This window comes from Dolichospermum sp. FACHB-1250 (assembly GCF_014696335.1).
GTDB lineage: Bacteria > Cyanobacteriota > Cyanobacteriia > Cyanobacteriales > Nostocaceae > Dolichospermum > Dolichospermum planctonicum.
This window is the reverse complement of record NZ_JACJPZ010000016.1, coordinates 45,852-69,109: the sequence shown is the minus strand read 5'-3', so window position 1 is coordinate 69,109 and position 23,258 is coordinate 45,852. Positions and strand designations below refer to the sequence as shown.

At 35.3% G+C, this 23,258-nt stretch carries 19 protein-coding genes and 1 CRISPR repeat array (1 of these 20 only partly in view); of the genes, 2 read left to right on the top strand and 17 right to left on the bottom strand.

The genetic code is table 11. The features are described 5' to 3' along the window. Window positions 1–2,480: a CRISPR direct-repeat array (repeat unit 37 nt; unit sequence GTTTCAATCCCTAATAGGGATTAAGTTAAATTGCAAT); it reaches 5,846 nt to the left of the window's first position. Window positions 2,481–2,710: 230 nt separating this feature from the next. The 12 genes from cas2 to cas3 form a co-directional block, all read right to left on the bottom strand. Then, window positions 2,711–2,983 (bottom strand): CRISPR-associated endonuclease Cas2, encoded by a 273-nt coding sequence (cas2, locus tag H6F39_RS07850; RefSeq protein WP_137908161.1) that lies wholly within the window; start codon window positions 2,981–2,983, stop codon window positions 2,711–2,713. A gap of 41 nt (window positions 2,984–3,024) precedes the next feature. After that, the gene (cas1d, locus tag H6F39_RS07845) at window positions 3,025–4,029 is read right to left on the bottom strand and encodes a type I-D CRISPR-associated endonuclease Cas1d (RefSeq protein ID WP_190371740.1); all 1,005 of its coding nucleotides are present in this window, start codon (window positions 4,027–4,029) and stop codon (window positions 3,025–3,027) included. Between the two features lie 90 nt (window positions 4,030–4,119). Continuing rightward, on the bottom strand, window positions 4,120–4,794 hold the full coding sequence (gene cas4, locus H6F39_RS07840) for a CRISPR-associated protein Cas4 (protein ID WP_137908163.1): 675 nt from the start codon (window positions 4,792–4,794) through the stop codon (window positions 4,120–4,122). Window positions 4,795–4,838: 44 nt separating this feature from the next. Continuing rightward, window positions 4,839–5,207 carry a four helix bundle protein gene (locus H6F39_RS07835; RefSeq protein WP_190371741.1) on the bottom strand — a complete coding sequence of 123 codons (369 nt, stop codon included), beginning with the start codon at window positions 5,205–5,207 and terminating at the stop codon, window positions 4,839–4,841. Between the two features lie 110 nt (window positions 5,208–5,317). Continuing rightward, window positions 5,318–6,136: a CRISPR-associated endoribonuclease Cas6 gene (gene cas6 / locus H6F39_RS07830; protein ID WP_190371742.1), complete on the bottom strand. Its 819-nt coding sequence runs from the start codon at window positions 6,134–6,136 to the stop codon at window positions 5,318–5,320. Between the two features lie 83 nt (window positions 6,137–6,219). After that, the gene (gene cas5d / locus H6F39_RS07825) at window positions 6,220–6,927 is read right to left on the bottom strand and encodes a type I-D CRISPR-associated protein Cas5/Csc1 (protein ID WP_190371743.1); all 708 of its coding nucleotides are present in this window, start codon (window positions 6,925–6,927) and stop codon (window positions 6,220–6,222) included. A 62-nt stretch (window positions 6,928–6,989) separates the two neighbouring features. Next, window positions 6,990–8,000, bottom strand: coding sequence for a type I-D CRISPR-associated protein Cas7/Csc2 (gene cas7d, locus H6F39_RS07820; protein ID WP_137908167.1), 1,011 nt, complete (start codon window positions 7,998–8,000; stop codon window positions 6,990–6,992). A gap of 50 nt (window positions 8,001–8,050) precedes the next feature. Beyond that, window positions 8,051–8,656 (bottom strand): type I restriction enzyme HsdR N-terminal domain-containing protein, encoded by a 606-nt coding sequence (locus tag H6F39_RS07815; protein ID WP_137908168.1) that lies wholly within the window; start codon window positions 8,654–8,656, stop codon window positions 8,051–8,053. A 3-nt stretch (window positions 8,657–8,659) separates the two neighbouring features. Then, window positions 8,660–12,031, bottom strand: a complete 3,372-nt coding sequence (gene cas10d / locus H6F39_RS07810) for a type I-D CRISPR-associated protein Cas10d/Csc3 (RefSeq protein ID WP_190396498.1) — start codon at window positions 12,029–12,031, stop codon at window positions 8,660–8,662. Window positions 12,032–12,079: 48 nt separating this feature from the next. Further along, window positions 12,080–13,099 carry a YhcG family protein gene (locus H6F39_RS07805; RefSeq protein WP_190396497.1) on the bottom strand — a complete coding sequence of 340 codons (1,020 nt, stop codon included), beginning with the start codon at window positions 13,097–13,099 and terminating at the stop codon, window positions 12,080–12,082. Between the two features lie 12 nt (window positions 13,100–13,111). Further along, window positions 13,112–13,315, bottom strand: coding sequence for a DUF433 domain-containing protein (locus H6F39_RS07800; RefSeq protein ID WP_190396496.1), 204 nt, complete (start codon window positions 13,313–13,315; stop codon window positions 13,112–13,114). A gap of 20 nt (window positions 13,316–13,335) precedes the next feature. Continuing rightward, window positions 13,336–15,513, bottom strand: a complete 2,178-nt coding sequence (gene cas3, locus H6F39_RS07795) for a type I-D CRISPR-associated helicase Cas3' (protein ID WP_190396495.1) — start codon at window positions 15,511–15,513, stop codon at window positions 13,336–13,338. 288 nt (window positions 15,514–15,801) lie between these two features. Between cas3 and H6F39_RS07790 the strand changes: the two genes are divergently transcribed. Then, a complete protein-coding gene (locus H6F39_RS07790; protein ID WP_190396494.1) occupies window positions 15,802–16,674 on the top strand; it encodes a WYL domain-containing protein in 873 nt (290 codons plus the stop codon). Between the two features lie 320 nt (window positions 16,675–16,994). Here H6F39_RS07790 and H6F39_RS07785 read toward each other — a convergent pair whose 3' ends face one another. Continuing rightward, entirely contained in the window at window positions 16,995–18,857 is a 1,863-nt protein-coding gene (locus H6F39_RS07785) for a S8 family peptidase (RefSeq protein WP_190396493.1), read from the bottom strand. Window positions 18,858–19,076: 219 nt separating this feature from the next. Here H6F39_RS07785 and H6F39_RS07780 point away from each other — a divergent pair, with 219 nt between their 5' ends. Further along, complete coding sequence (locus H6F39_RS07780) at window positions 19,077–19,499, top strand: hypothetical protein (RefSeq protein WP_137908175.1); 423 nt, start codon at window positions 19,077–19,079, stop codon at window positions 19,497–19,499. A 251-nt stretch (window positions 19,500–19,750) separates the two neighbouring features. Here H6F39_RS07780 and H6F39_RS07775 read toward each other — a convergent pair whose 3' ends face one another. From H6F39_RS07775 to H6F39_RS07760, 4 genes are all read right to left on the bottom strand, one after another. Next, entirely contained in the window at window positions 19,751–20,887 is a 1,137-nt protein-coding gene (locus H6F39_RS07775) for a hypothetical protein (protein WP_190396492.1), read from the bottom strand. A 42-nt stretch (window positions 20,888–20,929) separates the two neighbouring features. Then, the gene (gene coaBC / locus H6F39_RS07770; RefSeq protein ID WP_190396491.1) at window positions 20,930–22,141 is read right to left on the bottom strand and encodes a bifunctional phosphopantothenoylcysteine decarboxylase/phosphopantothenate--cysteine ligase CoaBC; all 1,212 of its coding nucleotides are present in this window, start codon (window positions 22,139–22,141) and stop codon (window positions 20,930–20,932) included. 78 nt (window positions 22,142–22,219) lie between these two features. Next, window positions 22,220–22,432: a DUF2555 domain-containing protein gene (locus H6F39_RS07765; protein ID WP_137908178.1), complete on the bottom strand. Its 213-nt coding sequence runs from the start codon at window positions 22,430–22,432 to the stop codon at window positions 22,220–22,222. A gap of 145 nt (window positions 22,433–22,577) precedes the next feature. After that, on the bottom strand, window positions 22,578–23,204 hold the full coding sequence (locus tag H6F39_RS07760; protein ID WP_190396490.1) for an alpha/beta hydrolase: 627 nt from the start codon (window positions 23,202–23,204) through the stop codon (window positions 22,578–22,580). Window positions 23,205–23,258 lie beyond the last annotated feature (54 nt).

Sequence of the window (23,258 nt, the reverse complement as noted above, 5' to 3'; positions counted from 1 at the left end):
ATTTTGTGTTGACATTAAACGCAAAATAAATGTTTCAATCCCTAATAGGGATTAAGTTAAATTGCAATAAGTTGACGTTTTTACCCCAAAAATTGACAAATCGGGTTTCAATCCCTAATAGGGATTAAGTTAAATTGCAATCATAATTGGAAGCCTTAAAATCAATCGTTTAGAGCAGACGACGTTTCAATCCCTAATAGGGATTAAGTTAAATTGCAATGATTAATAGAGATAATATATAAAATCAACTAACAAGTTTCAATCCCTAATAGGGATTAAGTTAAATTGCAATTAGCTATGGCATTAGGATTTGATGATCAATTTATAGTTTCAATCCCTAATAGGGATTAAGTTAAATTGCAATTTTAAAAGTCGTACTCTAGACCAAAACGCTAAAGTTTCAATCCCTAATAGGGATTAAGTTAAATTGCAATTAGACTCATTGCAACTATCTCCAAACTCAATCAAGTTTCAATCCCTAATAGGGATTAAGTTAAATTGCAATAGATACTTGATAAGTGATACCTGATACTAGATACAGTGTTTCAATCCCTAATAGGGATTAAGTTAAATTGCAATATTTTTAGCGTAGCCTCTGATGGTATTGTCTGCGTTTCAATCCCTAATAGGGATTAAGTTAAATTGCAATAAATTATGGGAGGGGCGGGAAAGCCAACCAAGGAAATTGCAGTTTCAATCCCTAATAGGGATTAAGTTAAATTGCAATCTTTGGCGTGATAAAGATTCACATTTAGCCGCTTGCGTTGTTTCAATCCCTAATAGGGATTAAGTTAAATTGCAATAAGTTGCATGATAAAGATACGCAACTACTAGAGTTGTTTCAATCCCTAATAGGGATTAAGTTAAATTGCAATAATCTATTATCATAAGTAAACATCATGTAAACATCAGTTGTTTCAATCCCTAATAGGGATTAAGTTAAATTGCAATATGTTTACATGATATCAAGTTATCTGGTAAGTGTCGTTTCAATCCCTAATAGGGATTAAGTTAAATTGCAATATTAATAGGTTTGTTGTTGAAGTGGCTATAAATTTAAAGTTTCAATCCCTAATAGGGATTAAGTTAAATTGCAATTAGAAGAAATAGGAATATTCCCTAAGAAGAAAAAAGAAGGTTTCAATCCCTAATAGGGATTAAGTTAAATTGCAATGCGGCGGGCGTGACCTTTATGTGGGTAGATGCGTTTATCAAAGTTTCAATCCCTAATAGGGATTAAGTTAAATTGCAATTGTCGATGGTAGAGTTTTTTCCATTTGCTTCGATGTTTCAATCCCTAATAGGGATTAAGTTAAATTGCAATGATGGCATTCTCGCAATAGCCACCCGGCCTATTGTTTCAATCCCTAATAGGGATTAAGTTAAATTGCAATTAATGCAGGATTAGAGGGATTAGTTAGATTAATGCGTTTCAATCCCTAATAGGGATTAAGTTAAATTGCAATAGCATTATCTAATTTCGTATCAAAGTCAGCAATTAGTTTCAATCCCTAATAGGGATTAAGTTAAATTGCAATTTTTCTGAGTCTGGTACAACATCAGTGACCCTGTATGTTTCAATCCCTAATAGGGATTAAGTTAAATTGCAATTTGTTTATATATTTAATATATCATTACAGGATAGGTTTCAATCCCTAATAGGGATTAAGTTAAATTGCAATCCGCTTCCGATTGGGGTGGAAATACCCCAATGTGTTTCAATCCCTAATAGGGATTAAGTTAAATTGCAATCTATTAGCTTACCCGCTAATCCAACAACTAATATCGTTTCAATCCCTAATAGGGATTAAGTTAAATTGCAATAATATCCGAGTTTAAAACAATGGTTAAAAAAGAGAAGTTTCAATCCCTAATAGGGATTAAGTTAAATTGCAATGTCCCGGTTAACGCGGTAGGCTGTGTTGCCCTCAAAATCGTTTCAATCCCTAATAGGGATTAAGTTAAATTGCAATACCTGATAATTGAATATCTTGGTTAAGCCAGTTTTGTTTCAATCCCTAATAGGGATTAAGTTAAATTGCAATCTTCAAAATCGTTAGTTTTCAATTCTTCAAATTCTTCAAGTTTCAATCCCTAATAGGGATTAAGTTAAATTGCAATCTCGCTAGGGATGGACGCATCAGCTAATTCAGGGCTTGTTTCAATCCCTAATAGGGATTAAGTTAAATTGCAATTTCAAAGCCTGATGTCATTGCATCAACATCATAAGTTTCAATCCCTAATAAGGATTAAGTGAAATTGCAATTAAGCAGGTCTATACTTGCTGGTTGGTATTTGCTGTTTCAATCCCTAATAAGGATTAAGTGAAATTGCAATGATTATGTTATTGTGTTACACAAGGGGCATTATGGTTTCAATCCCTAATAAGGATTAAGTGAAATTGCAATCTGAATCGTCTGAATCAAATGATCCTACTGACTATGTTTCAATCCCTAATAAGGATTAAGTGAAATTGCAATAGCGGAATGCTGAAAGCCTATATATATGTAGTTTTCAAGGTTCAGTTGCGCGGATGTTCTTATGATAATCTATTTCAAAAAAAGTGTCAAGGGGTAAAATAGCTGAAACTCTTGCTGTGCAAGGTGCGCGGATGGGTGAACTCCATGAACTCGATGAAAAGCTTGTGTAGAAATGATTGCAGGCATTTTTTTCTGATCTGAATTTTTTACACCCACCCATCCGCGCATTATTAAGCAAAGAAAATTGTCTGATCACGGGGTTCTTCACCACCAATTCTCTCTATTTTACCAAAACAGCAAGCACAAAGGAAGTAAAAGCGAATGCTGTCGGTTTCAGGTTTAATGAGTTTATTAAGACGCGATCGCAATTTAGCATATTGAGTATCAGTTAACTCACATTCAAAAATACTATACTGCACCCATTGTCCATAGGACTTGAGAATACTATGGATTTTAGTACGTCGTTTATCCTCAGAAATATCGTAAGAAATAACAACATTCATAAATTCTGTGTTAAGTTATACCTTGTTGATGTAGAGAAGTTTCATTTGAGTACCAAAGGGGTATATTTATCAGTTGTGTCCATTAAATACTTAGCCAGTAATCTTGCTTGCAATTCAAAAGCTTCTCGATAAGTACATTTACGTCCCATTACCGGGTGTTTAAACTCTGATATTTTTTTCTTTTCGTACAAAGTCAAAAAAGTTTTGCGTCCTTCTGGAGTGAGAGAAACAGCGCCACTTAATGGTTCAGTTACAAAATCTGCTGGGGTTAATAATTGCTTATTCAAAACAGATAAAACCACCGCATCTACCACCAAAGGACGAAATTCTTCCATTAAATCTAAAGCTAAAGAAGGGCGATTATAGCGATCAAAATGTAGGTATCCTAAATATGGATCAAAACCGACAATATTCACAGCACTTTGCACATCATGACGCAATAAAGAATAACCAAAACTTAACAATGAATTTACTGGATCTGTAGGTGGACGACGGACACGCTTAGTAAAAGAAAATTGAGAATTACGAATCAGACGATCAAAACAACCAAAATAAGCAGCACTACCAGAACCTTCTAAACCACGCAAAGAACTGATATTTTCAGTTGAACTAATTGCAGTAATGACCTGTTCAATGCGAGGAATACTTTTAGATAGATCAATATCACTAAATTCACGCTGATACCGCATTAAAGTTTGGCGATAATTTTTTAATTTCCCCCTCACAAAACCTTGAACAGCATGAATAGATTTAGGTGTTTCTCCTGCTGCTTGCCATTGTGCTTGGCGAATGAAAATATTGCCAGTCATTTCTGGCTGTAACCGTCCCAAATAATGACCAATATTACTGATAAAAGATAGAGGAATATGGCGTTCCATTAACTCAAAAATAACCGCTGGTGAAATAGTTGCTCGTCCTAAAATAACTACACCTTCCAGATGAATAAAAGGAATATCTTGAAGAATTTTCTTTTCAAATTTCACATGAATCCGTTCATCAACCTTACCAATAAAAGCATCATCTTGTGTGATGTAAAGAGTACCCATGATTAAATCCTCAAAATAGGTGACAGTTGACAGTTGACAGTTGACAGTAAAAGGAGTTTTAGAAAGGTTTTTGCATCAAGTATAAATTTCTCAATCTGCTTCTTGATAACGCCCCACTTTATCAGCAACTTGTGGCAAACATCGAGAATAAAGACTACAAGCATCACAGCGTTTTGTTTTGACAGCTTTTGGCATAGCACCTGTAAACAGTAAGGTTTGGATAGCTTCAATAGTCGCAATAGTAATACTTCGTAATTCTGGGGTAATTTCTACTAATTTGCGTTGATGAGTTTGAGCATAATAGATATAGCCAGTATTGATATTTTTGCCTGTCATTTCCTCCAAACACAAAGCCTGAGCGCAAACTTGCAATTCATCATTATCCCATTCTCCTTTACGTCCGCGTTTATATTCAATAGGGTAAAATTCGCCATTTTCAAATTCAATTAAATCAGATTTACCGATAAGTTGATATTGCTCTGATTTCAGATAAATAGCGCGTATCTGCCAAGTTTCCTCACGATTTTGTCCTCCAACTGTGTGAACTCGTTCATGTAAACTTGTACCTTCAATGGTATATTGATTATCAACAAATTCACCAGCACAATGAATCAACCAGCAACGGTGAGGACAATAGGAATATTGATTTAAAGAGGCAATATTAACGTAATCCTCATCAGAGGTGACAGGTGACTGGTAATAGGTGACAGGTGACAGGTTACAGGTTACAGTAGGAAGAGAGTTAGTTTGATTTTGTTTAGTCATAGTTAATTAAAAGTGGTAAAAGTTGATAGTGGGAAGAAAGTTAGTTATGGTGTATTTAAGATTTTCAAACGAAGAGAAGTGAGCATTTTACTAATTTCTATAATCAGGGATAATGTAGGATTTGCCTGTTCTGAAGTTAGATAAGTTAACCTAACTGCAAGCATTAAAAAAGTTTCTGTTCCCATTAATGAACCCTTAGCTATAGATAAAAAATGTCCAAAATCGTTTTTAGTTATTCCTCGTCCATGACCTTCGGCAATATTGGCTGGAACAGATGCAGCCGCACGGGTAATTTGTGAAGTAAGACGATAAATTTCTGTATTTGGAAATCCAGCAGCTAATTGATAGATATTCACTACCATATCCATTGATTTTTGCCACACAATTAAATCTCGATGTGATTCAATCTTCATAAATAACTCGTCTTATCTTTTGACTTTTGACTTTTTACTTCTTAACTGTCACCTGTCACCTCTCCCCGTGGCGTAGCACCTGTCACCTGTCACCTCTCCCCTGTCACCTCTCACCTTCTCCTCACCATGCCCATACCCATAGTTGTTTTTCTGCCAACACCTGCATATAAAGCAAAATCAGCTAAGGCGTTAATTTGTTTAATTGCTGTTGTTTCTACATTGCCAAGAATGCGATAACTAATTTCACCCAAACAACCAATAAATTTGTTGTCATAGTTGCTAATAACCTGAGTATTGATATTAAAAGCACTAGCATAAATTGATTCAAAAGAAATATTGGTTAATTCAATACCGCTATATTTATGCCACCGATTTAGTAGACTATTGAATACAGATTCCCGTGTTGGTAAAACATTATCAAATTCACCTTGACGAAAAGCTACAGGTGTAGAAAAGATGAAATTAAGATTGCGTTCTATTTCACTTGCTTGTTGATATAAATGGTAATAAGTACAAGCATTAGCCCAAGGTTGATTAGATTGGGGTGTACCCTGAATGCTAGTAATATATAGGTTGGCTGAACCTAAGTGCCAAGGTTTTTCCGGGTTGATATTTAACCATAAAGGGGTGAGTTGACTAAATAAATTGTCATTTAATAAAGAAATACGCCACCAACAAGAACTACCAGCAGGAATAGGGTTTTGATGGGCATATTGCAAAGTATAAGATTGGGTTTTATGTTTGTTTTGTACCTGCAATGGTGAGAGAGTAAAGGCTTTATCGGCGTTGGATTCGTGTAAGTAGTCTCCTAATTTTCTATCAACAGAACTGACTAGGTTAAGAAATAAGGCGTGGTAATGTCTCCCGGTGAGGAAATTGGGGTAAATTGGAGATTGGGGGATGATGTTGAGGATGAGACTATGGGGCATATTTTTGATGGTTGAAAATTTTAAGTTAAGGGCGGGCAAGATGCCCACCCCACAGGATTTGTAAGTGTGAAAATGATGAGAATTTAAGCCTTAAATCTATATTGCATTTGTTTGGGAATTTTTACATTTTTGACATCATCAAAATCGTAATATTCTCCTTGCATTTGCACATTTTGAATCAGACTTACTGGCGGCATATTTACCACATCATAGCTAATTACTCGATTAGTAAACATGACATCTAAAGGATTTAAAGGATGAGTACAAGTAAATAAATCAGTTTTAGTTTTTGGTGGTGGTAATTTCTCAACGGTAATTTCTGCTTTACTCATCCATTTACCTAAACGAATCCATTTAGGTAATTTGATGTCTTTTTGAGCAATTAGAAAGAACTCAAATTGACTTTCTGGGGCAATTTCCTTTGCTCTACCAAAACTGGGAATATTCTTTTGGGTTTTTTCCATTTCTACATGGTAGTTATTATTTGCATATTTCCATGTATTTAGAACAGATGAATGATGCAAAGAACGAGCCGGAGTTATATAAATTCCTTGCTCATTTAAAGGAGTTAAATGTGCTGCATATTTTGGCACTTGTTCGGGACAAAAATAGCGATAAGAATCTTCTTCTGCAACGGTTGTTGAGTAGATTTGACTATCAACTAAACCGAGTGCATAACAGAGAGCATAATTATGAACTATGGCTTCTGTTTCGTAAAGTCTGCCAATTTCACGGGTGGCAAAATAGAGGCTGTCATGTAGTTCTAATTTGCAGCGATAGATAATGGTCATAGTGGTGATGATGGGGTATAGATTCCCGACTTCTTTGAGAAGTCGAGAATCTGAATATTCAACTACTTAGTTTTAGCGGCTGTTTTCTTTTTGCTAATATGTTTGCTGGCATATTCTTTAGCTTCAGTATCAGCTTTTTGCAAAATTGATTTAATTCCTGCTTCGTTATTTGTGAGAGATTTAACTTCATTAATTAGCGGAATAAAAGCATCACCAATAAAGTCTGTATGCACAATAAATTCATCATTCATTAAACTCTCAATTGCACTTTTAGCAGATGTAATTACATCATCTTCATCTAAAGGATCTGGAGATTTGAGAGTATTATTTGCTTTCATTTGGTCATATATGGCTTGAGTCCAACGCAGGTTACTGGTAATTTCTCCATCAGCAAAAATCACACCGACTAATTCATTTCTAACACGACCTGTACGGGTTGTTTGTGCGCCATAGTGACGAGTTCGGAGGATGTTATTAAAAACATACAGGAAACTAGCTTCTGTGGGGTCTTTTAATGTGACAATGCTGGGGAAAAATACCTGTGGTCTAATGTGGTCTTGTTGATTAATTCTGCTAGTAACTTCACCAGCTTTAGAACCACTTTCTCCTTTAGAAGCCATTGTCCCATTTTCAAAAGGAGCATTGAGAGTAAAGGTTTCATGAGATTCATCAAAAGCAGTAATTGAAAATGCGGTATCTACCACAACTTTGGATTTTTCTGAACCAGAATCACCAATAGCAAAACCGTAAATTATACAATCAGGGTTATCCATTGCAAAAGATACGTTATATTCACATTCTTCTGCTGTCATAAATTTGTATTTCCGCAATAATTCCCGACCTACTAATCTTTCTGGTGTAGACTGTTTACGTTTGAACATGGAAAGACGGCTAATGGTGTTTTTGTCTTTAACTCCTGCTCTTACTCGTGCTTTATTTAGTTCGCTATCTGTTTGGAATAAAGGGTAAGATTCAGTAACACGAATAGTTAAAAAGTGGACATATTTTCCCATTGGTTTGTAGGGAATTTCTGTTTGAAATAATTTAGCGTCAACGGTTTTTAAGAGTGACATAATTTTCTCCTGGAAATAAATGTTTAATGGCGATGAGAGTCAATTAAATGTTAAATGAGAGCTTGAACGAGAATCCGCATTAAGGGGTCTACGTCATCAGGAACACGATAACTATCAAGTCCTTGAGTAAGATGTTTATTAATGCGATCTAGTTGTGCAAATTCCCATATTTTGCCAGTGGTAACTGAACCAATAAGGTGAGTTTGTTGTTGATTTTCTTGCCATTTATCTAGGGCAATTAATTCTGCAAAAAGCTGTGTCATACCATAATCTAAATCCTCTTTTTTAGCTTCGATTACTAAGAGGTTATTGCGATTTTTAATCAGATAATCAAAGTAACCTTGTAGTTGTTCGCTGACTTTAATTTGATATTCAATTCTCACCTGTGATTTAGTATAGTGAACTAAGTCTAAAATTATTGGAGAAATTAATACTTCTCTGCGACTTGTCTCATTGGCTAAATCAAAGTATGGAAGAATTTCATCAAGTCTTTCTTGCAATTCTTGTAATCGGTCTAGATTTTCTTGATATTGGGGTAAATTCAAACGTTTTCGAGTAAATGTATAGCCAAATTCTTGAGCAAAATCTTGAGGTGAAATGTGCATCTCAAAATATTTGCTAAAAGTATAAGACTGAGTAGAATCCAGAATAGTCATTATCTAATTTTCCTCAGTTTCAATCTCAGTAATTTCATCAGGTTCATTTTGGGGACGTGCCTTATATTCTTTATCATCTGCTAAACGATAAAGAAATTCACAGGTATCTCGAATGAGGTTTAATTGACGACCTGCTAACCGGGCGCGATCGCTCTTAAAAGACCCCTCAAAAACATCCTCTACAAAATACTTAGCAAACTCTAAAACAGCTTGTCTTTCTTCCTCCCGTTTACTCATTATCCAACGTCCTTCCGCTGTGGAAGAATGTACTCGATCCATTAATTTAACAATCTCTGCTGCTACTGCTAAAGTTAAAGTTTCCCCATCAAACACACTAGAATCTGCTTTAAGAATAGTATCCGCAGCGATATCAATGGGTTTTAAAACAGCATTAGCTTTAGCATTAAACCTTTTATTGGCTCGATAAAAACGGCGATAAAGTTCCGTTAAATTTTGAGGATGATTCAAAGTTGATCTTGCTTCCACAATTAATTTCTCCTGAGTAGAATTAAATTTTGCATAAGGGTCAAAACAAGGGTAAAAATGATAGGTGTAAAGTTTGATTTTATCAATTCTTGCTGTCTCAAGTTTTTGATTACGCACCCATTTATTAAGATAAGCAAAGACATGAAGCGGACTGGTTTCAAAATCCTTTGCTAATTCCGTAAATTTCCCCCAATTAGCATCATAGCCAGTTTTACCTTGCTTTGCATTGACATCTAAATGAATGGCATAAGCAGCAGTTAAAACATTTAAGGGTGCCGGATATTGAATACCGTACTCTTCCCAACCTTCTAAAATGTAATCAAGGCGAAATCTATCTCTTTTTACTAAAGTACGGAAAGCATGAGGCGCACTATCAAGAAAAATGGTTTCTTCAAATTCTGCACCATCATTAAATGGGGGAATAGGAGACTCAGAAACCACAGTTTTCACATCTAAAATCATGGGAAAAGCGAAGGCTAACCAACTCGGCATTACCCAAGATTCTGTATCAGTGCTGTCTCTTCCTGGTGGTAAGGCCATGAAGTAAAATGTTAAAGGTTGATCTTCAGGATAGGAAAGTTTAAATGTGCGGTCTTTTTCACTATCTAAATTTTCATCAATTAAGAAACTATCCACACTTTGATAATTTTCTTTACCCAAATCAACCTGTAAATCTTTACTGATGAAATGATTACGGATGCTAGTATCAAAGCGAGTTTGAGCAATATTCATGTAAGCTTTTCGTAAAAACTTATTAGTTTCTGGGGTAAAGTAATAAGTTGGATAAAAATAGAGATAGCGATATTTACCATCTTCAAATCTTTTACCCACAGCTTGAGTTTGATTCATTAATATTTGTCTGAGCATCATTTCCACACCTGCAATACTAGAAATATTGCGTTTAGCGTTAGAACCGCCTAACATTTGTTTATTTGTATAAACTTGAGGTGTAAATAAAACTGCTGATTCCATCTGTTCAGTGACAGTATAAGCTGAATGAGAAATTGAGCAAATTAATTGTTTACCCTTGCCTGGTTTTTTGGCAGCATTATAATTACTCAGTTCGTTGATAAAATTATCAATTTCAGTGGTGACAGATGTGGATTGATTAGTATTAGGTAACATGATCACTCTTGATACCCACAACCTTAAATCATCCCAACCGTCAGGTAATTGATATTGTGCCAGAATTGGGTAAATTAAATCTGTCAAGTAATAAATTACCTGTTGACAATTTTCGCGGACATCTTCAATACCTGGATGTTTTTCCAGATATTTAGCCGCTAGATAATACCATTCATAAGGTACACCTCCTGTATTACCTTTTAATTTTTGTTCTTTCAAACTTTCATTGATACGTTGAATTTCTCTAACTTGCGGTAAATATTCTGTTAAATTCCAAAGTTCAGCAACTTTATGAGTTAAATCAAAATCTGGAACTTCTGGTAATTTCTTATCTTTTTTTCTCGCAGTTTCGATTTTTTCAACGGTTTCTTGCCAAATTTTACGAGTAATTAGATCTCCAAATTCGGCAATTTGATCAATGCGAATATCATCATCAAAATTAAAATCATAATCAATGGATAAAACATTTTGTTTTTGAAACTTAACTAAATTTTCACTGCGACTTTTACCAACAGATGTTTTACCAGTATTTAAAATGCGTAAACTAGCATCTAACGCAACTTGCATTAAACCGGGAGAATCAAAAAATAGATTGTAATATTCAGCATATTTCATTCCTTTTCCATCTCTACCAAATCCCGTTTGTCTAAGTTTTAGTTGACCTGCACAAAGGGATTTAATCTTATTAACTACCAGATTTGGTAAAGTTTCTGGAGAGATAGGAGGAGCATCACGCAACCCTAGATAAATTACCCCGGTTGGTAGATACAACAAAGGTTCATAATATCTATTTTCTGCGGTATTTAAGTTAGTATGAGCTTCAATTACAGCATTATTAACAACGTTGGTTAAAACACCTCTATTTTCGGCAATGTGATGATATGTAAATTTTAATTTACCATCACTAAGACTGTGAATAATTTCATTTAATGCCCTATTTTCTGCATCTTGAGGATGTTTGATAATTGAAGAAAGTAAATCAGCTAAACGAGTTAAATTACATAAAGCGCGAATAGTGCGATCTTTAAGAACAGGATTTAACCCAAATTCTGAAAAATTCCAGTTGGTATCCCAACGACTTTGGGCATTATAGGCCATGCACAATAAATCATCAATATATTCTTGATACTCTTGAGAATTATCTGGATTGATAAATTTATCAATTCCTAATTGTTTAACTTTCTCATCAATAATTTTTCTATGTTCATCTAAAGGTAATTTGCGACATTCTTCTGGTGCATCTGGGAATTTTTCAAAGTCATGTAAAATGAAACCAGCAATTACTAAACGTCGTTCTTTATCTTTAACTACTCGTTTAATTGTGGTATCCAGTTTTTCTAACCTTTGTTCAATTAAATTAGCTGGAAATAAACCATTAAGCAAGTGGGTATTTAAAGATTGATCAGCCGCGTTATCTCGTCTAACTTTTGTTTTACCTTCTGCTGCTCGTTTTTCGTCAATTTCATCAAAGAATTTACCACCTTTGGCAGTGACACCAATAGTGATTTTGAGCAGATTGGGTAATACATATTCGGCAAAATCTGTCATTACTTGATCATTAAAATTTTGCGATTGTATGGCTTCTTTTAATAGTTTAAGTGTGAGTAATTGTCCTTTGGTTTCAATTGTTCTATCTCCATCACCATCAAAACCAAAATCACCTGATAACCAATTATCGTCTGAGGTTTCAGAATTAGCGTTATCTACTATTTCTAACAGTGATAATTGTTTAAATTCGTCTGTCTTTTTACTTTTTTTAGCCATTGTTTTTTGCCAATCAAATTAAATAAGAGTTGATTTTTATGATGTGTTTTATGCAAATCCTTCTAGTAGTTTAGCAACTTGTTCAGGATCAGGAAGTTGATTTTTTAGTTCTTGTGGTAATTGAGAAACTATTTGATAAGTGGCTACACCAATTGGTTTATTATAATCTTTAAGTGCGTATTCTACAATAGTTCTTTGTTTAGATTTACAAAGAATAATTCCAATAGAAGGATTTTCATCTGGAAGTTTCACCTTATCATCTAAAACCGATAGATAAAATTGCATTTTACCAACATATTCAGGTAAAAATTTTCCAATTTTTAATTCTATTGCTACTAAACACTTTAAACGGCGATGATATAATAGAATATCTATAAAATATTCCTCATCATCAACTTCTAAGCGATATTGACTATCAACAAAAGTAAATATACCGCCCATTTCCTGTAAAAATGGTTTAACTTTTGCTAAAATTGCTTCTTCTAATTGTCGTTCGCTATGTTCATCAGCTAATTCTAAAAAATCAAATGTATATTCATCTTTAACCGCTAGTTTTAATTGATTACGTATTTCTGATGAAATATTTTGATCAAAATTAGTTTGATTCAGGAGAGTTTTTTCATAAGTTTGGTTTTCAATTTGGTGAATTAAAACATTTTTTGTCCAGCCAAATTTACGAGTCATTTTCATATAAAATTCTCGATCTAAATCATCTTTACACTTTTCTAAAATGACTATATTGTGAGTCCATCCAATTTCTGCCACCAATGGTGTCAGTTTTTCTTTAGAGTGGTAAGCTAGATAAAAATCTCGCATTCTCCAAATATTTCGCGCTGAAAAACCACTAATACCAGGAAATTCTGTTTGTAAGTCTTTTGATAACTGTTCAACTACAGATTTACCCCAGTTAGAATTTTGTTGTTTGATAAAAATCATCTGACCAATATCCCAATATAAGTTAATCATTTCTCGATTAACTGCTTTTAGTGCTTCATATTGGCCGGAACGAATTCGTTGTTTTACTTCCATAAGTAGATGTATGTAATTATCAGAAATTGGGTTATTCATAACTACAATGTTTTAATTAGCTGCGTAGACTAAACAGGCTTGTATATCTTCCCTTTCTAACCAGGGATATGCTTCTAATAAGGTTTCGGTAGTATCACCTGCTGCTAACATTCCTAAAATGTGTTCTACAGCTAGACGACGACCACGAATTATTGGTTTACCGCCAAAGATTTGGGGGTTAAATGTGATTCTTTCTAGTAATGTTTGTTCTTTCATAATTTAGGTATGTCGAAACCTTAAACAACCCATATCTCATCTCCTTTGCTTTTAAATGTATAAGCAAGCGTATCTAATAGCAGTGCCGATTGACCAAAAGCTATAGCATAAGGACTACTAGCATCATTAATACTGTATTGGTCACTAATGGGATAAATTTGAAAGTGCATAGGCAATCTTAACCGCATTCGCACTTCAGCAACTGGACGACGAATAACATAACAAACTAAACCCTCTTTTTTCAGTTTTTTATTAATTTGGCCTATCCAAGTGTTATCCGGTTGCCATACTCCCACCTCCGTTAAAACCTGTACTTTCCAAGCGTCTGCTATGGGTTGCAAGTCTCCAGAGTAGGTAAATTTCCAGTTTAACCGCTCTTCACGGTAAGCTTTCAACTTGATAAATGCTAGACAATGGGCAAATCTACCTTTTGCTATGGGTTGTCCAGTGCGTGCGGCGGTTTCTTTTAATGTCCGCATGAATCCCGCTTCTGTCCACATTTCAATGTCTAAGTTGCTTAAAATTCCTGGTAAATCATAGGTTTTAAATCTCTCACTTTCATTAGTTTCTGTTAAATCATATAACCCACATTGCAAAGGACTAGAGCCGCGAAAACTTGCTGCATCTTCCGCAATGGGATTTCCTGATCTACCTGATTTTTCTCGCCATTCTTTAGCCCATTTTTGAATATGTCCTGCTTGAAATTTTAAACTGGTATTAAATACTTTTTCACAAACTGTTTGAAACTTTTCTCGACTTTGGGTATATTGTTGTTTAATAGTGCGATCGCTTAACTTCACACACAACCAAAAAGACTGTACAGCGCCCCATTGGCGATAATATCCATGAAAATCATTAATTTTTCGATATTGTTCTTTGATTGTTTGTTGTAAAAATGGGCGATCATAAATATGATCCGCTTGTAATGGTGGTGAATCTGTTTCAAATAAACGCTCAACTAAAAAGTTAGGAATTAAAGCATAAGCTGTATAATTCTCAAATTTAATCTCTTGACCATTTCTTTCATATCCATCATGTCTTCCTAATCTTCCCAAACGTTGAATAAAGTTACCAGAATCAGAGGATTCAAAAATTAAAAAATTAATCTTAAAATCAACTCCTACATCAATTGTACTTGTACCTAAAACTAAATCAGCCGCTAAACTTAATTCTTTTTCCCCTTTACTTGATAAACCTGTATTTTCTCCCACTGTCAAATTATAAGGTTGTAAAATTTCCTGAAAAAATGGCGTTAGTCGTTTCACTGACGCAATGGAATTAAGAATAATTGCCCCTTTACTTCCTGGATATTCCTGAAATTGAGAGATAATGACATTACTATTTGCTTTTAACCAAGTTTCCGCAGCTTTAAAACTCGGTTCTAAAGGCATAAAATTGAGTGTAATTACTTGTGTTACCTGTCGCCAATTTTGGTTTTGAAGTTGTACTTCTTGTTCTGGATGAGCAGGAAATTGATATTTATTTTCTGCTAGAGGATTTATCTCTTTACACCGAAATCCGGCTATTTCTAATTTGCTAATTAAATCTTGATCTGGTGTAGCTGAAAGAAAGAGAAACTTTTTGCGGCGGTTTGTACAATGAATTAATAGCATTGTATTAATTACGCTGGCAATTTGCGGAGCTGCAAAAACATGAAATTCATCAAAAATAAATACATCAAAGTCTTTATCAATTTTATTCCATAATTTATCAGGACTATCACCAGTAATTAAATAATTACTGCGATGTAAATAATGGAAAATATCAGGATTAGTTAATAATACTTCTCTTTGACTAGAAAGTGTTAAAATTGCTGCCCCTTTTTTTAATGCTTCATTTTCTGCATAAATTTCTAAATCTGCACCGCTTAATTTAACTATGCGCGGTTGATTCTCTGGTTGAAATATATCAATATATCCTTTGATTTGGGTTTCTTGATCTCTTGCTAATTCATTGGTTGGGTAAAGTCCAATGGCACAAAATTCACCTTGGAGAACTTGTAAATAAGCAGCTAAACTTTTACCATCTCCTGTCATTGCAGTGTTAAAAACTACCTCAATATTGGGATCTCTTAATGCTTTTAATGTTTCTAATTGATGCCAAGATAAAGACCAACTATCTGGTAATTTTACTCCATCTGGTGTGGGGACAGTTTGCGAATAAACAGGTTTGAGTTGAATACTGTAATTTTCTAACATACCTTAATTAATAACTCTTGTGAATTGATGGTTGCTTGATATTCTGTAATCGTCAGAGTATTTTTTTGCATTTGATTTGAGTTCACATATTGGATCAATCGAAATTCGAGATAGTAAATTATTGGTACTCATTTCTGCTATTTCCTATTTAGTCCTTTTTACTATTTTATTTTTGGTAATTCATTGAGACAATTAAAAACTGTCCGTAACTTATTGCTAAAATCTAGCATAACAGCCACAATAAAAATTGACAAGCGAAAACAAGTATAAAGTATACGGACACTTTCCATGAGTCGAAAAGGTCAATCTATTACCCTGTCAGTATCAGAGCGTGATAAAGCGCAACTAGAAGTGATCGCTCTCCAATTTGGGATGAAGTGGGGAGATGATCCCAATATCTCCAAACTGATCAAGGCCATAGCTCAACATGAATTAATAGTTAGTAAAAATAATGACTGGCAAGATTCACGTATCCGTGCCTTACACCGTTGTATAAGTGCATTAACGGACATCGGACAAAATGAACAAGCGGAAATTATCGCTAATTTGCTACTAGCACGCGGTGAATTATCCATACCTTTACGGAAAGAAATAGAAGGTTTTTTAAATAACTCCCGTCCATCTTGGCGGTTACAAATAGATCACTATATCTTACGTCAACAACCCTTTCAACTTGCTTATCAAGATGCGGCAGAAAGAGTAGTTAATTTTACTGTACGTTATGCCAAAATCACACCCTATGAAAAACGCCAATACCTTGACTGTTGGTGTGAAGAAACAGAAGGAAACTCTGACATACCAGAACTACAACATAATTGGTGTTTCCGTTTAGATAGAATTAACGAAGCAGCAATTACGGAAATTACTGGACAATGGCATTCTAACCTAGATCAAATAGATGTAGAAATGCACATATTAAATAAGTTAGCGTTTGCCTATCAACCTAAACCAGAGGATAAAATAGTGGAATGGATACCAGATCAACCACAGGTCAAAAAAGTAATTAGAAGAATATCAAATACATTCTGGTTTATTCGGGAAATTATGCAATATTCGTCTGAATGTATTGTAGTTTCACCGGAGGATGTGCGATCGCGTATTAAAGGAAACCTCATCAAGCTATGTCAAAATTATGACCTAACTGCATCACTCACCAGTTAAGATCATTATAGGTAATAGCCGAGGATTTACAAATACCTTGCACTACGGCGAAAACCCATATTAAATTAGCACATTGGATGGTTGAAGATACGCAATCCTATGATCAGTTTTCATGATGATTGATTGTTAACTCATTCATAGGAAGTGATAACAGAAACAATAAACTCAAAACCCCGAAAAAATTTATTTTTTGGTATTGACAAAGAAATTTGAATATGTTATCCTTATTTTGATAAGGAAGAACTATTTTACTGTTATTGAATTAATAAAACACAGAGTCCCCGACTTGTTCAAAAAATCGGGGATATTTGTATTGAGAGTTAGACTTTTAAGAGGTTGTCAGTTGGTCCGTCCTTCTTCAAAGCTAACCGGGCTAATCCATAACAAAGTAGGGCATTGACAAGAAGGAAGATTCGTGATAGATGAATATTTGCTAAACCCCAAACAGTAGGACTATAAATAGCGGTAACTGTTAAACAAGCTGCTATACCTAAAGTTGAACCAATAGCAAACCATTTCCCAGTAGGATGTCCTAAAAATAAGGCTATCAACACAAAGGGAATTAAGACACTGGCAAAAAGAGGATTTAATGAGTCTGTTCCCTGTAAAGTGTTTCCTAGTTCGGGAATGGAACTACCTAAAAGCCGGAAAGGCCATTGGGGAAGGTCAAAGATATAAATTCCTTTGAGGAAAAATAAGCCAGAACTACCAAAAATCAAACCACTGGATAAAGACCAACTCCAAGCGAAGGGAAAATAAACCCGTAAAAACCAAGCCAGGAGATAAGAACCTATCACCATGAGTATTTTAGGCAATAAAGCGATCGCACCGCCATCTATCCAAAAACCAGGATTTAGATAGCCGTTTTCTCGCAACCACCGGAAAAAGTCAGGAACGCTAATTATACCATCACTAGCTAATTTAACCGCTGCTTCGGCGTTAAGTTGTCCAGCCCCATAATAGTTTAAACCATCATCTTGAATAACTCTCGCTGACTGCTGGAGAACCTGTAAAATTTCATTGGGTTCTTTAATTCCCAAAGCTTTAATTAATGCAGCTACACCCGCAACGTGGGGAGAAGCCATACTTGTTCCTTGCAGTCCGAGAAATAGACCTTCACCCTCTTCGTTAATGGTTTCTTGGAGAATTGTCCCAGTTTCACTACCACCAGGGGCGGAAATGTCCACACCTGCACCATAATTAGAATAAGATGCTCTTTCACCGTCAGGACCAAAGGCCGCAACACCGATAACATGAGGATAACGGGCAGGATAACTAACGCCATTAGTGTTTTCATTCCCAGCGGCGGCTATAATAGTTACACCTTTATTATGAGCGTAATTAATCGCCTCTGCCATAAGTTGGCTTTCTCCACCACCACCTAAGCTCATATTAATTACATCTGCACCATTATCAGCAGCAAATTTGATAGCTTCAGCAATATCGGCTACTGTTCCTGCACCGTCAGCATTTAATACTTTTAGGGGCATAAGATTGGCTTCGTAAGCTACTCCCGCTACACCATAACTGTTATTAGTAGACTGGGCAACTGTACCAGCGACATGAGTTCCATGTCCATTGTCGTCTTGGGTTTGTTCTGTATCATTGACAAAATCATAGCCTTTGACAAATTTGGTTTCATGTAAATCACGGACTTTGGTAATACCAGTATCAATGACAGCAACAGTGATACCACTACCTTTAGTGCGTGTCCAAGCAGATTCTATACCGATTTTGTGCAAATTCCACTGTTTGCTATAATATTGATCATTGGGACCAATTAAAGAGGAATTTGGTTCTTTGTCGTTTTCTGGTGGTAGAATTTCCCCTAAGCGGGTGGTTTTATCTGTAGGTACAGTTTTGTAAATGTAATTGGGTTCGATAAATTCCGTAACTTTGACCAATGGGGATTTTTTTAAATCTGTGATTCTTTGGCGATCGCCTTTGATAATATATACATGATCTGCTGCTGAATATTTATTATCCAATTGGGGTGTAACATGATATTGTTGAGCGATCGCTTGTAAATCCTTTTGAATGAGATTTTCTGCTATATCTTCCCGAAAATCCAGTAAAATTGTCTCAAATTCGCCTTTAACTGCGAGTCCCTGAAAATGTAGAAATCCAAACACCGCAGTAGTCAGTCCCACAAAGAACAAGCAGAATAATATAAGTTTTTTCATATCCGCTGATCACCGCTTCTTGTCAGTTTGTTCACTACGATAACTCATATTATGGTATTTTTGGGAAAATTTAGGCTATAGTTGCTGACAGGTAACGGGGTGAAATGTTTCTGGTTTTGGTGCATAGGGTGGTGAAAATTAATCGTTTGACATCAATTCCATGAATAATAGTCTAGACTAAATAATAAGAAAAATCACACAAATCACAGAAATCAAAGTATGGAACGTGGTCTTTTATGGTTGCCTTTGTTAGTAGCATTTTTCTGGTTAGCGTGGCAAGGTTCACAGGAATATCAGAAACTTGAAGCTTATCGGATTTGGGCTGAAGAATTTGAACGAGCTAAATATGATATTTATGCTGTATTAGCTCAAAAAGGTAATGATATTACTTGGGGAAAACCAACAACTAAAGGACCAATTGCATTAGAAACTTTTTCTTTATTAGATGTTAAGGAAATTCGCTTTTTAGTGAATGGTAATGTGGTAGATATGGAAAATCCTCCGCAAAAAGGTAGAAAAATTGAATTGCAGTTTTTATTAACTAGTGATAAATCAATTTGTGTTCCTTTTACAGAAGTTCCCCTGGCCGCAAAATGGGGTAAATTTTTGCAAAGAACATTAGATACAGCAAGTTTAGCTTGAGTGAGGTAAACTTTATGCGGGCAAGATGCCCGCACCACAAGAGTTTTATTATTAATATTTGTACTTCATAATACCAGGAACTGCTTATGCGGGCAAGATGCCCGCACCACAAGAGTTTTATCATTAATATTTGTACTTCATAATACTGGGAACTACTGTATCTGTTGAAAATTAAATGTGGGTGTTTTGAAACCCACGCAGGTGGGTTTTGCCTGTGTAGACGCGATTTCTAATCGCTTGAATGATGAACTTTAATAAATAACTGTTCCTAAACAATCTTTGATAAAATCAATAATGATCTTAAAATCAACAAAATCATTAGCCTGTTTTCTTTGTTCACATATCCATGTACAAAATTTCTTTTTTTGAAATTCTTGAAATTTTTCCCCATAACTTCTAGATTTGGTTTTCCATGAATAAAATTCTTCTGTAAATAAATGATCAGGAAATAGGTTTTCTATACCTTTTTTCACGTTTCGATTCTTTTGTTCAGGTATTGTCCTAATTTTCAATTTATCATGGTCTTCATTAGGTTTATGAGTATCACAATCATATAATAGTAATACTTTTCTAGTTAAGAATTTAGGGTTAGAAAGTAAAACATCTCTGGTATTTTTCAAACCACCATCACCAGTATTGATACTTTCACCTTTACCTATAGAAGCACCTACCCATTCAATATCAACTTGTGCTAAAATTTCCTTTTCTCCTAGTAATTCTAAGGCAGTTTTAATATAAATTGGATCAGTTTCTCCCTCTGTTAAAACTAGAGGTTTAGTACCTTTTTCTACAGTAGCTTGGACTTCATCTTTAACAGAATTTATTTTTTTACAATAGTCATAAAACATTCTTTGACCATGAACAGACATCAGATAACTACAGTAGTCTTCCCAAACTTGAACAGACCAATGATCTAGTGTTTCTCGAAGGTATTTATAAGTAGGATTTTCTGAGCCATAACGATATTTTAAAAACTCATCAGGATAACTACGATCTGTATATGTACAAGCAGGTATATTATGACGTGCCATTATTCTTAATAAAGCAATTCCCTCTCCTTCCGACATTCTCAGGTGTTGAATGTCATAAGATAAATGAGCAGGATTAGAAGAATCTGCAACAACAATAATACAAAATCCTAAATATAAAGGATTAGGATTATTATATTCTCCTTTAAAATACCCTTTTTCAAACCCATCAATAATACTTTGTGCTTGATTGTCTTCTCTAAGATTATCAGTCCACCAATCAGGAATTTTTTGTGTATCATTAAATCCACGACCACACATGACCCAAAAACTACCTACAATATTTTTGGGATATTCTTCAAGTAATGATATTGCTCTTATCCAATTAGCCATACCAATTTCAGGTAAATGCACTGTCATTTTTAAATGTCCTGGTAAAAATAAAAATGTGATTTTATTCTATTAAACAACAAAATCAAACAAATAATGCGCCATTTCTAATTTAGAACAAGTGGGAATTTCCACCTCTCTCCCTTCTTTATCTAAAAACACCGCTTGATTATGATCACTCCCAAAACCACTATCAACTTGATCAATAGGATTTGCGACAATTGCATCTAATTTCTTTTTTTGCAATTTTTCCCGCGCTGGCTTGACAATATCCCCGGTTTGTGCTGCAAAACCAATTAAGTATTGATGGGGTTGTTTACGGTTGCCAATTTCCGCGACAATATCCGGTACTGGTATCAATGGTAAATTTTCGGGGAGCGATCGCTTGGGCAATTTTTCGGTACTATAATCTCTAGGTTTGACATCTGCAACGGCCGCTGACATAATAATTATATCTGCGTTGAGTAACTGATTTAACATGACTTGCTGCATCTCTTCTGAGGTAATTACGGGAATTGCTTCTACTCCTAAAGGGACTTCCCAACTTGCTGGACAATGTACCAATATTACTTTTGCACCTCGGTGTAGTGCAGCCTGTGCCAATGCTAAACCCATTTTACCAGTTGAGGGATTGCCAATAAATCGCACCGGATCTAAATATTCTCGCGTTCCCCCAGCACTGATTAAAACCTCTTTCCCCGCTAAATCTCTCTTGCCTTGGGTGTATAATAAGGATTGAATATAAATAAATATTTCTGCGGCTTCTGCCATTCTACCAGCACCAATGCGATCGCAAGCCAACAACCCGGAACCAGTTTCCATACCATAAAATCTGCTATCTGTCAATAGATGCTGCCAATTTCTTTGTACTGCTACCTGTTCCCACATATCTGTATTCATTGCTGGTGCTAACAATACGGGACAAGTAGAAGCGAGAATAGTATTTGTTAATAAATTATCTGCCATTCCATAAGCTAACTTAGCCAAAGTATTAGCAGTTAAAGGCGCGATAACAATTAAATCAGCCCATTCACCCAATTCGATATGTAATGGACGACTATAAATTGGCTGCCAAAAATCATCATCTGTATAAGCTTGATGGCGCGATAAAGTTGCTAAAGTTAAAGGAGTGATAAATTCTTGGGCAGATTTAGTGAGAATAACTCGCACTTCTACCCCAGACTTAAACAGTGTAGAAACCAACTCACAAACCTTATAGGCGGCGATACCACCGCCTACAGCAATGAGGACTCGTTTGGATTTAAAATTAGGAGATGATGGCATTTTCGGATAATATCTCAATTACTTGAGATTTTAAAACGTTCTACCAATCTAAAATCCAAAATCTAAAATCTAAAATTTTTAGCCTTCGTCGTAGGGTTCTAAATCTAAGAGGTGAATATAGGCTTCAACTAACTCTGGACGCTGGAAAGCAATTGCCCGCAGTAGATGCCAATCATTTAAACCCTCAAAAGCATGACTATAATTATCTAATTCCAGACGTGTAGCCAAATCTTGTACCTCTGTCGCTGTCATAGCAGAAATTTCTGTTTTGGAAATGCTTAGAGTTTTCATAATGCTTGCCCCTCCCTTTTGCAGCACTTACATTCAGCTTAGGGTGGAGTTGCTTCCACCTGATCTATCTTACTCATTAACGAGCATTAAATTTGTAAAAATTTTTCTGATTTTTCCAGAATTTGCAAAATTTTTGTAACTAGAGTTAACCAATTGTCTTGACAACAAAGGTTCTTAGTGCTTCTAACATTGGTAAATTAATTTCATGTCCCATTTCAAATTCATGGTACTCTACTGCTACCCCTAGAGATTTTGCCATGTCTCTGGACTTAATGGCCGCTTGTAGGGGAACTACTTCATCCTTTGTTCCGTGCATGATTAGCGTAGGTGGAAAACTGCCTGGATTAAGCGTTGCTACGCTAGGATGTGGATATCCACTCATCACAACTAAACCAGCCAATGGTAAGCTTAATCCTACATCTAAAGTCATTGCCCCACCTTGAGAAAATCCACTCAAAATTGTGCGTGATAAAGGTATGCCTGTATTAGTTTCTAAAGATTGCAACCAATCTATGAGTAGTTGTTTGCTTTCTGCTAATCCAGCATACATATTTTCTGTCCGCAAGTCATACCATGCCCTACCTGTGTCAGCATGAGGATAGGGATAGGGAGCATTTGGTAGTAAAAATTCGTAATCTGGTAAATTGATATAAGGAATCAAAGATGCCACATCTTGAGCATTTGCACCCCAACCATGTAAAGTAACGATTAAGGCTTTTGGTGTTTGTTTCGCTGGTGGAGAAACCCTAATAAAATCTAATACTGGAGTCATGGATAATTGAGTCAAGAATCAACGTCTATCCAGTATACTGCTGATCTAGGCCGC

Bases quoted from the DNA above. Each gene is read 5' to 3' on its own strand.
- cas2 (WP_137908161.1), bottom strand. From the start codon at position 2,983: ATGAATGTTGTTATTTCTTACGATATTTCTGAGGATAAACGACGTACT.
- cas1d (WP_190371740.1), bottom strand. From the start codon at position 4,029: ATGGGTACTCTTTACATCACACAAGATGATGCTTTTATTGGTAAGGTT.
- cas4 (WP_137908163.1), bottom strand. From the start codon at position 4,794: ATGACTAAACAAAATCAAACTAACTCTCTTCCTACTGTAACCTGTAAC.
- H6F39_RS07835 (WP_190371741.1), bottom strand. From the start codon at position 5,207: ATGAAGATTGAATCACATCGAGATTTAATTGTGTGGCAAAAATCAATG.
- cas6 (WP_190371742.1), bottom strand. From the start codon at position 6,136: ATGCCCCATAGTCTCATCCTCAACATCATCCCCCAATCTCCAATTTAC.
- cas5d (WP_190371743.1), bottom strand. From the start codon at position 6,927: ATGACCATTATCTATCGCTGCAAATTAGAACTACATGACAGCCTCTAT.
- cas7d (WP_137908167.1), bottom strand. From the start codon at position 8,000: ATGTCACTCTTAAAAACCGTTGACGCTAAATTATTTCAAACAGAAATT.
- H6F39_RS07815 (WP_137908168.1), bottom strand. From the start codon at position 8,656: ATGACTATTCTGGATTCTACTCAGTCTTATACTTTTAGCAAATATTTT.
- cas10d (WP_190396498.1), bottom strand. From the start codon at position 12,031: ATGGCTAAAAAAAGTAAAAAGACAGACGAATTTAAACAATTATCACTG.
- H6F39_RS07805 (WP_190396497.1), bottom strand. From the start codon at position 13,099: ATGAATAACCCAATTTCTGATAATTACATACATCTACTTATGGAAGTA.
- H6F39_RS07800 (WP_190396496.1), bottom strand. From the start codon at position 13,315: ATGAAAGAACAAACATTACTAGAAAGAATCACATTTAACCCCCAAATC.
- cas3 (WP_190396495.1), bottom strand. From the start codon at position 15,513: ATGTTAGAAAATTACAGTATTCAACTCAAACCTGTTTATTCGCAAACT.
- H6F39_RS07790 (WP_190396494.1), top strand. From the start codon at position 15,802: ATGAGTCGAAAAGGTCAATCTATTACCCTGTCAGTATCAGAGCGTGAT.
- H6F39_RS07785 (WP_190396493.1), bottom strand. From the start codon at position 18,857: ATGAAAAAACTTATATTATTCTGCTTGTTCTTTGTGGGACTGACTACT.
- H6F39_RS07780 (WP_137908175.1), top strand. From the start codon at position 19,077: ATGGAACGTGGTCTTTTATGGTTGCCTTTGTTAGTAGCATTTTTCTGG.
- H6F39_RS07775 (WP_190396492.1), bottom strand. From the start codon at position 20,887: ATGACAGTGCATTTACCTGAAATTGGTATGGCTAATTGGATAAGAGCA.
- coaBC (WP_190396491.1), bottom strand. From the start codon at position 22,141: ATGCCATCATCTCCTAATTTTAAATCCAAACGAGTCCTCATTGCTGTA.
- H6F39_RS07765 (WP_137908178.1), bottom strand. From the start codon at position 22,432: ATGAAAACTCTAAGCATTTCCAAAACAGAAATTTCTGCTATGACAGCG.
- H6F39_RS07760 (WP_190396490.1), bottom strand. From the start codon at position 23,204: ATGACTCCAGTATTAGATTTTATTAGGGTTTCTCCACCAGCGAAACAA.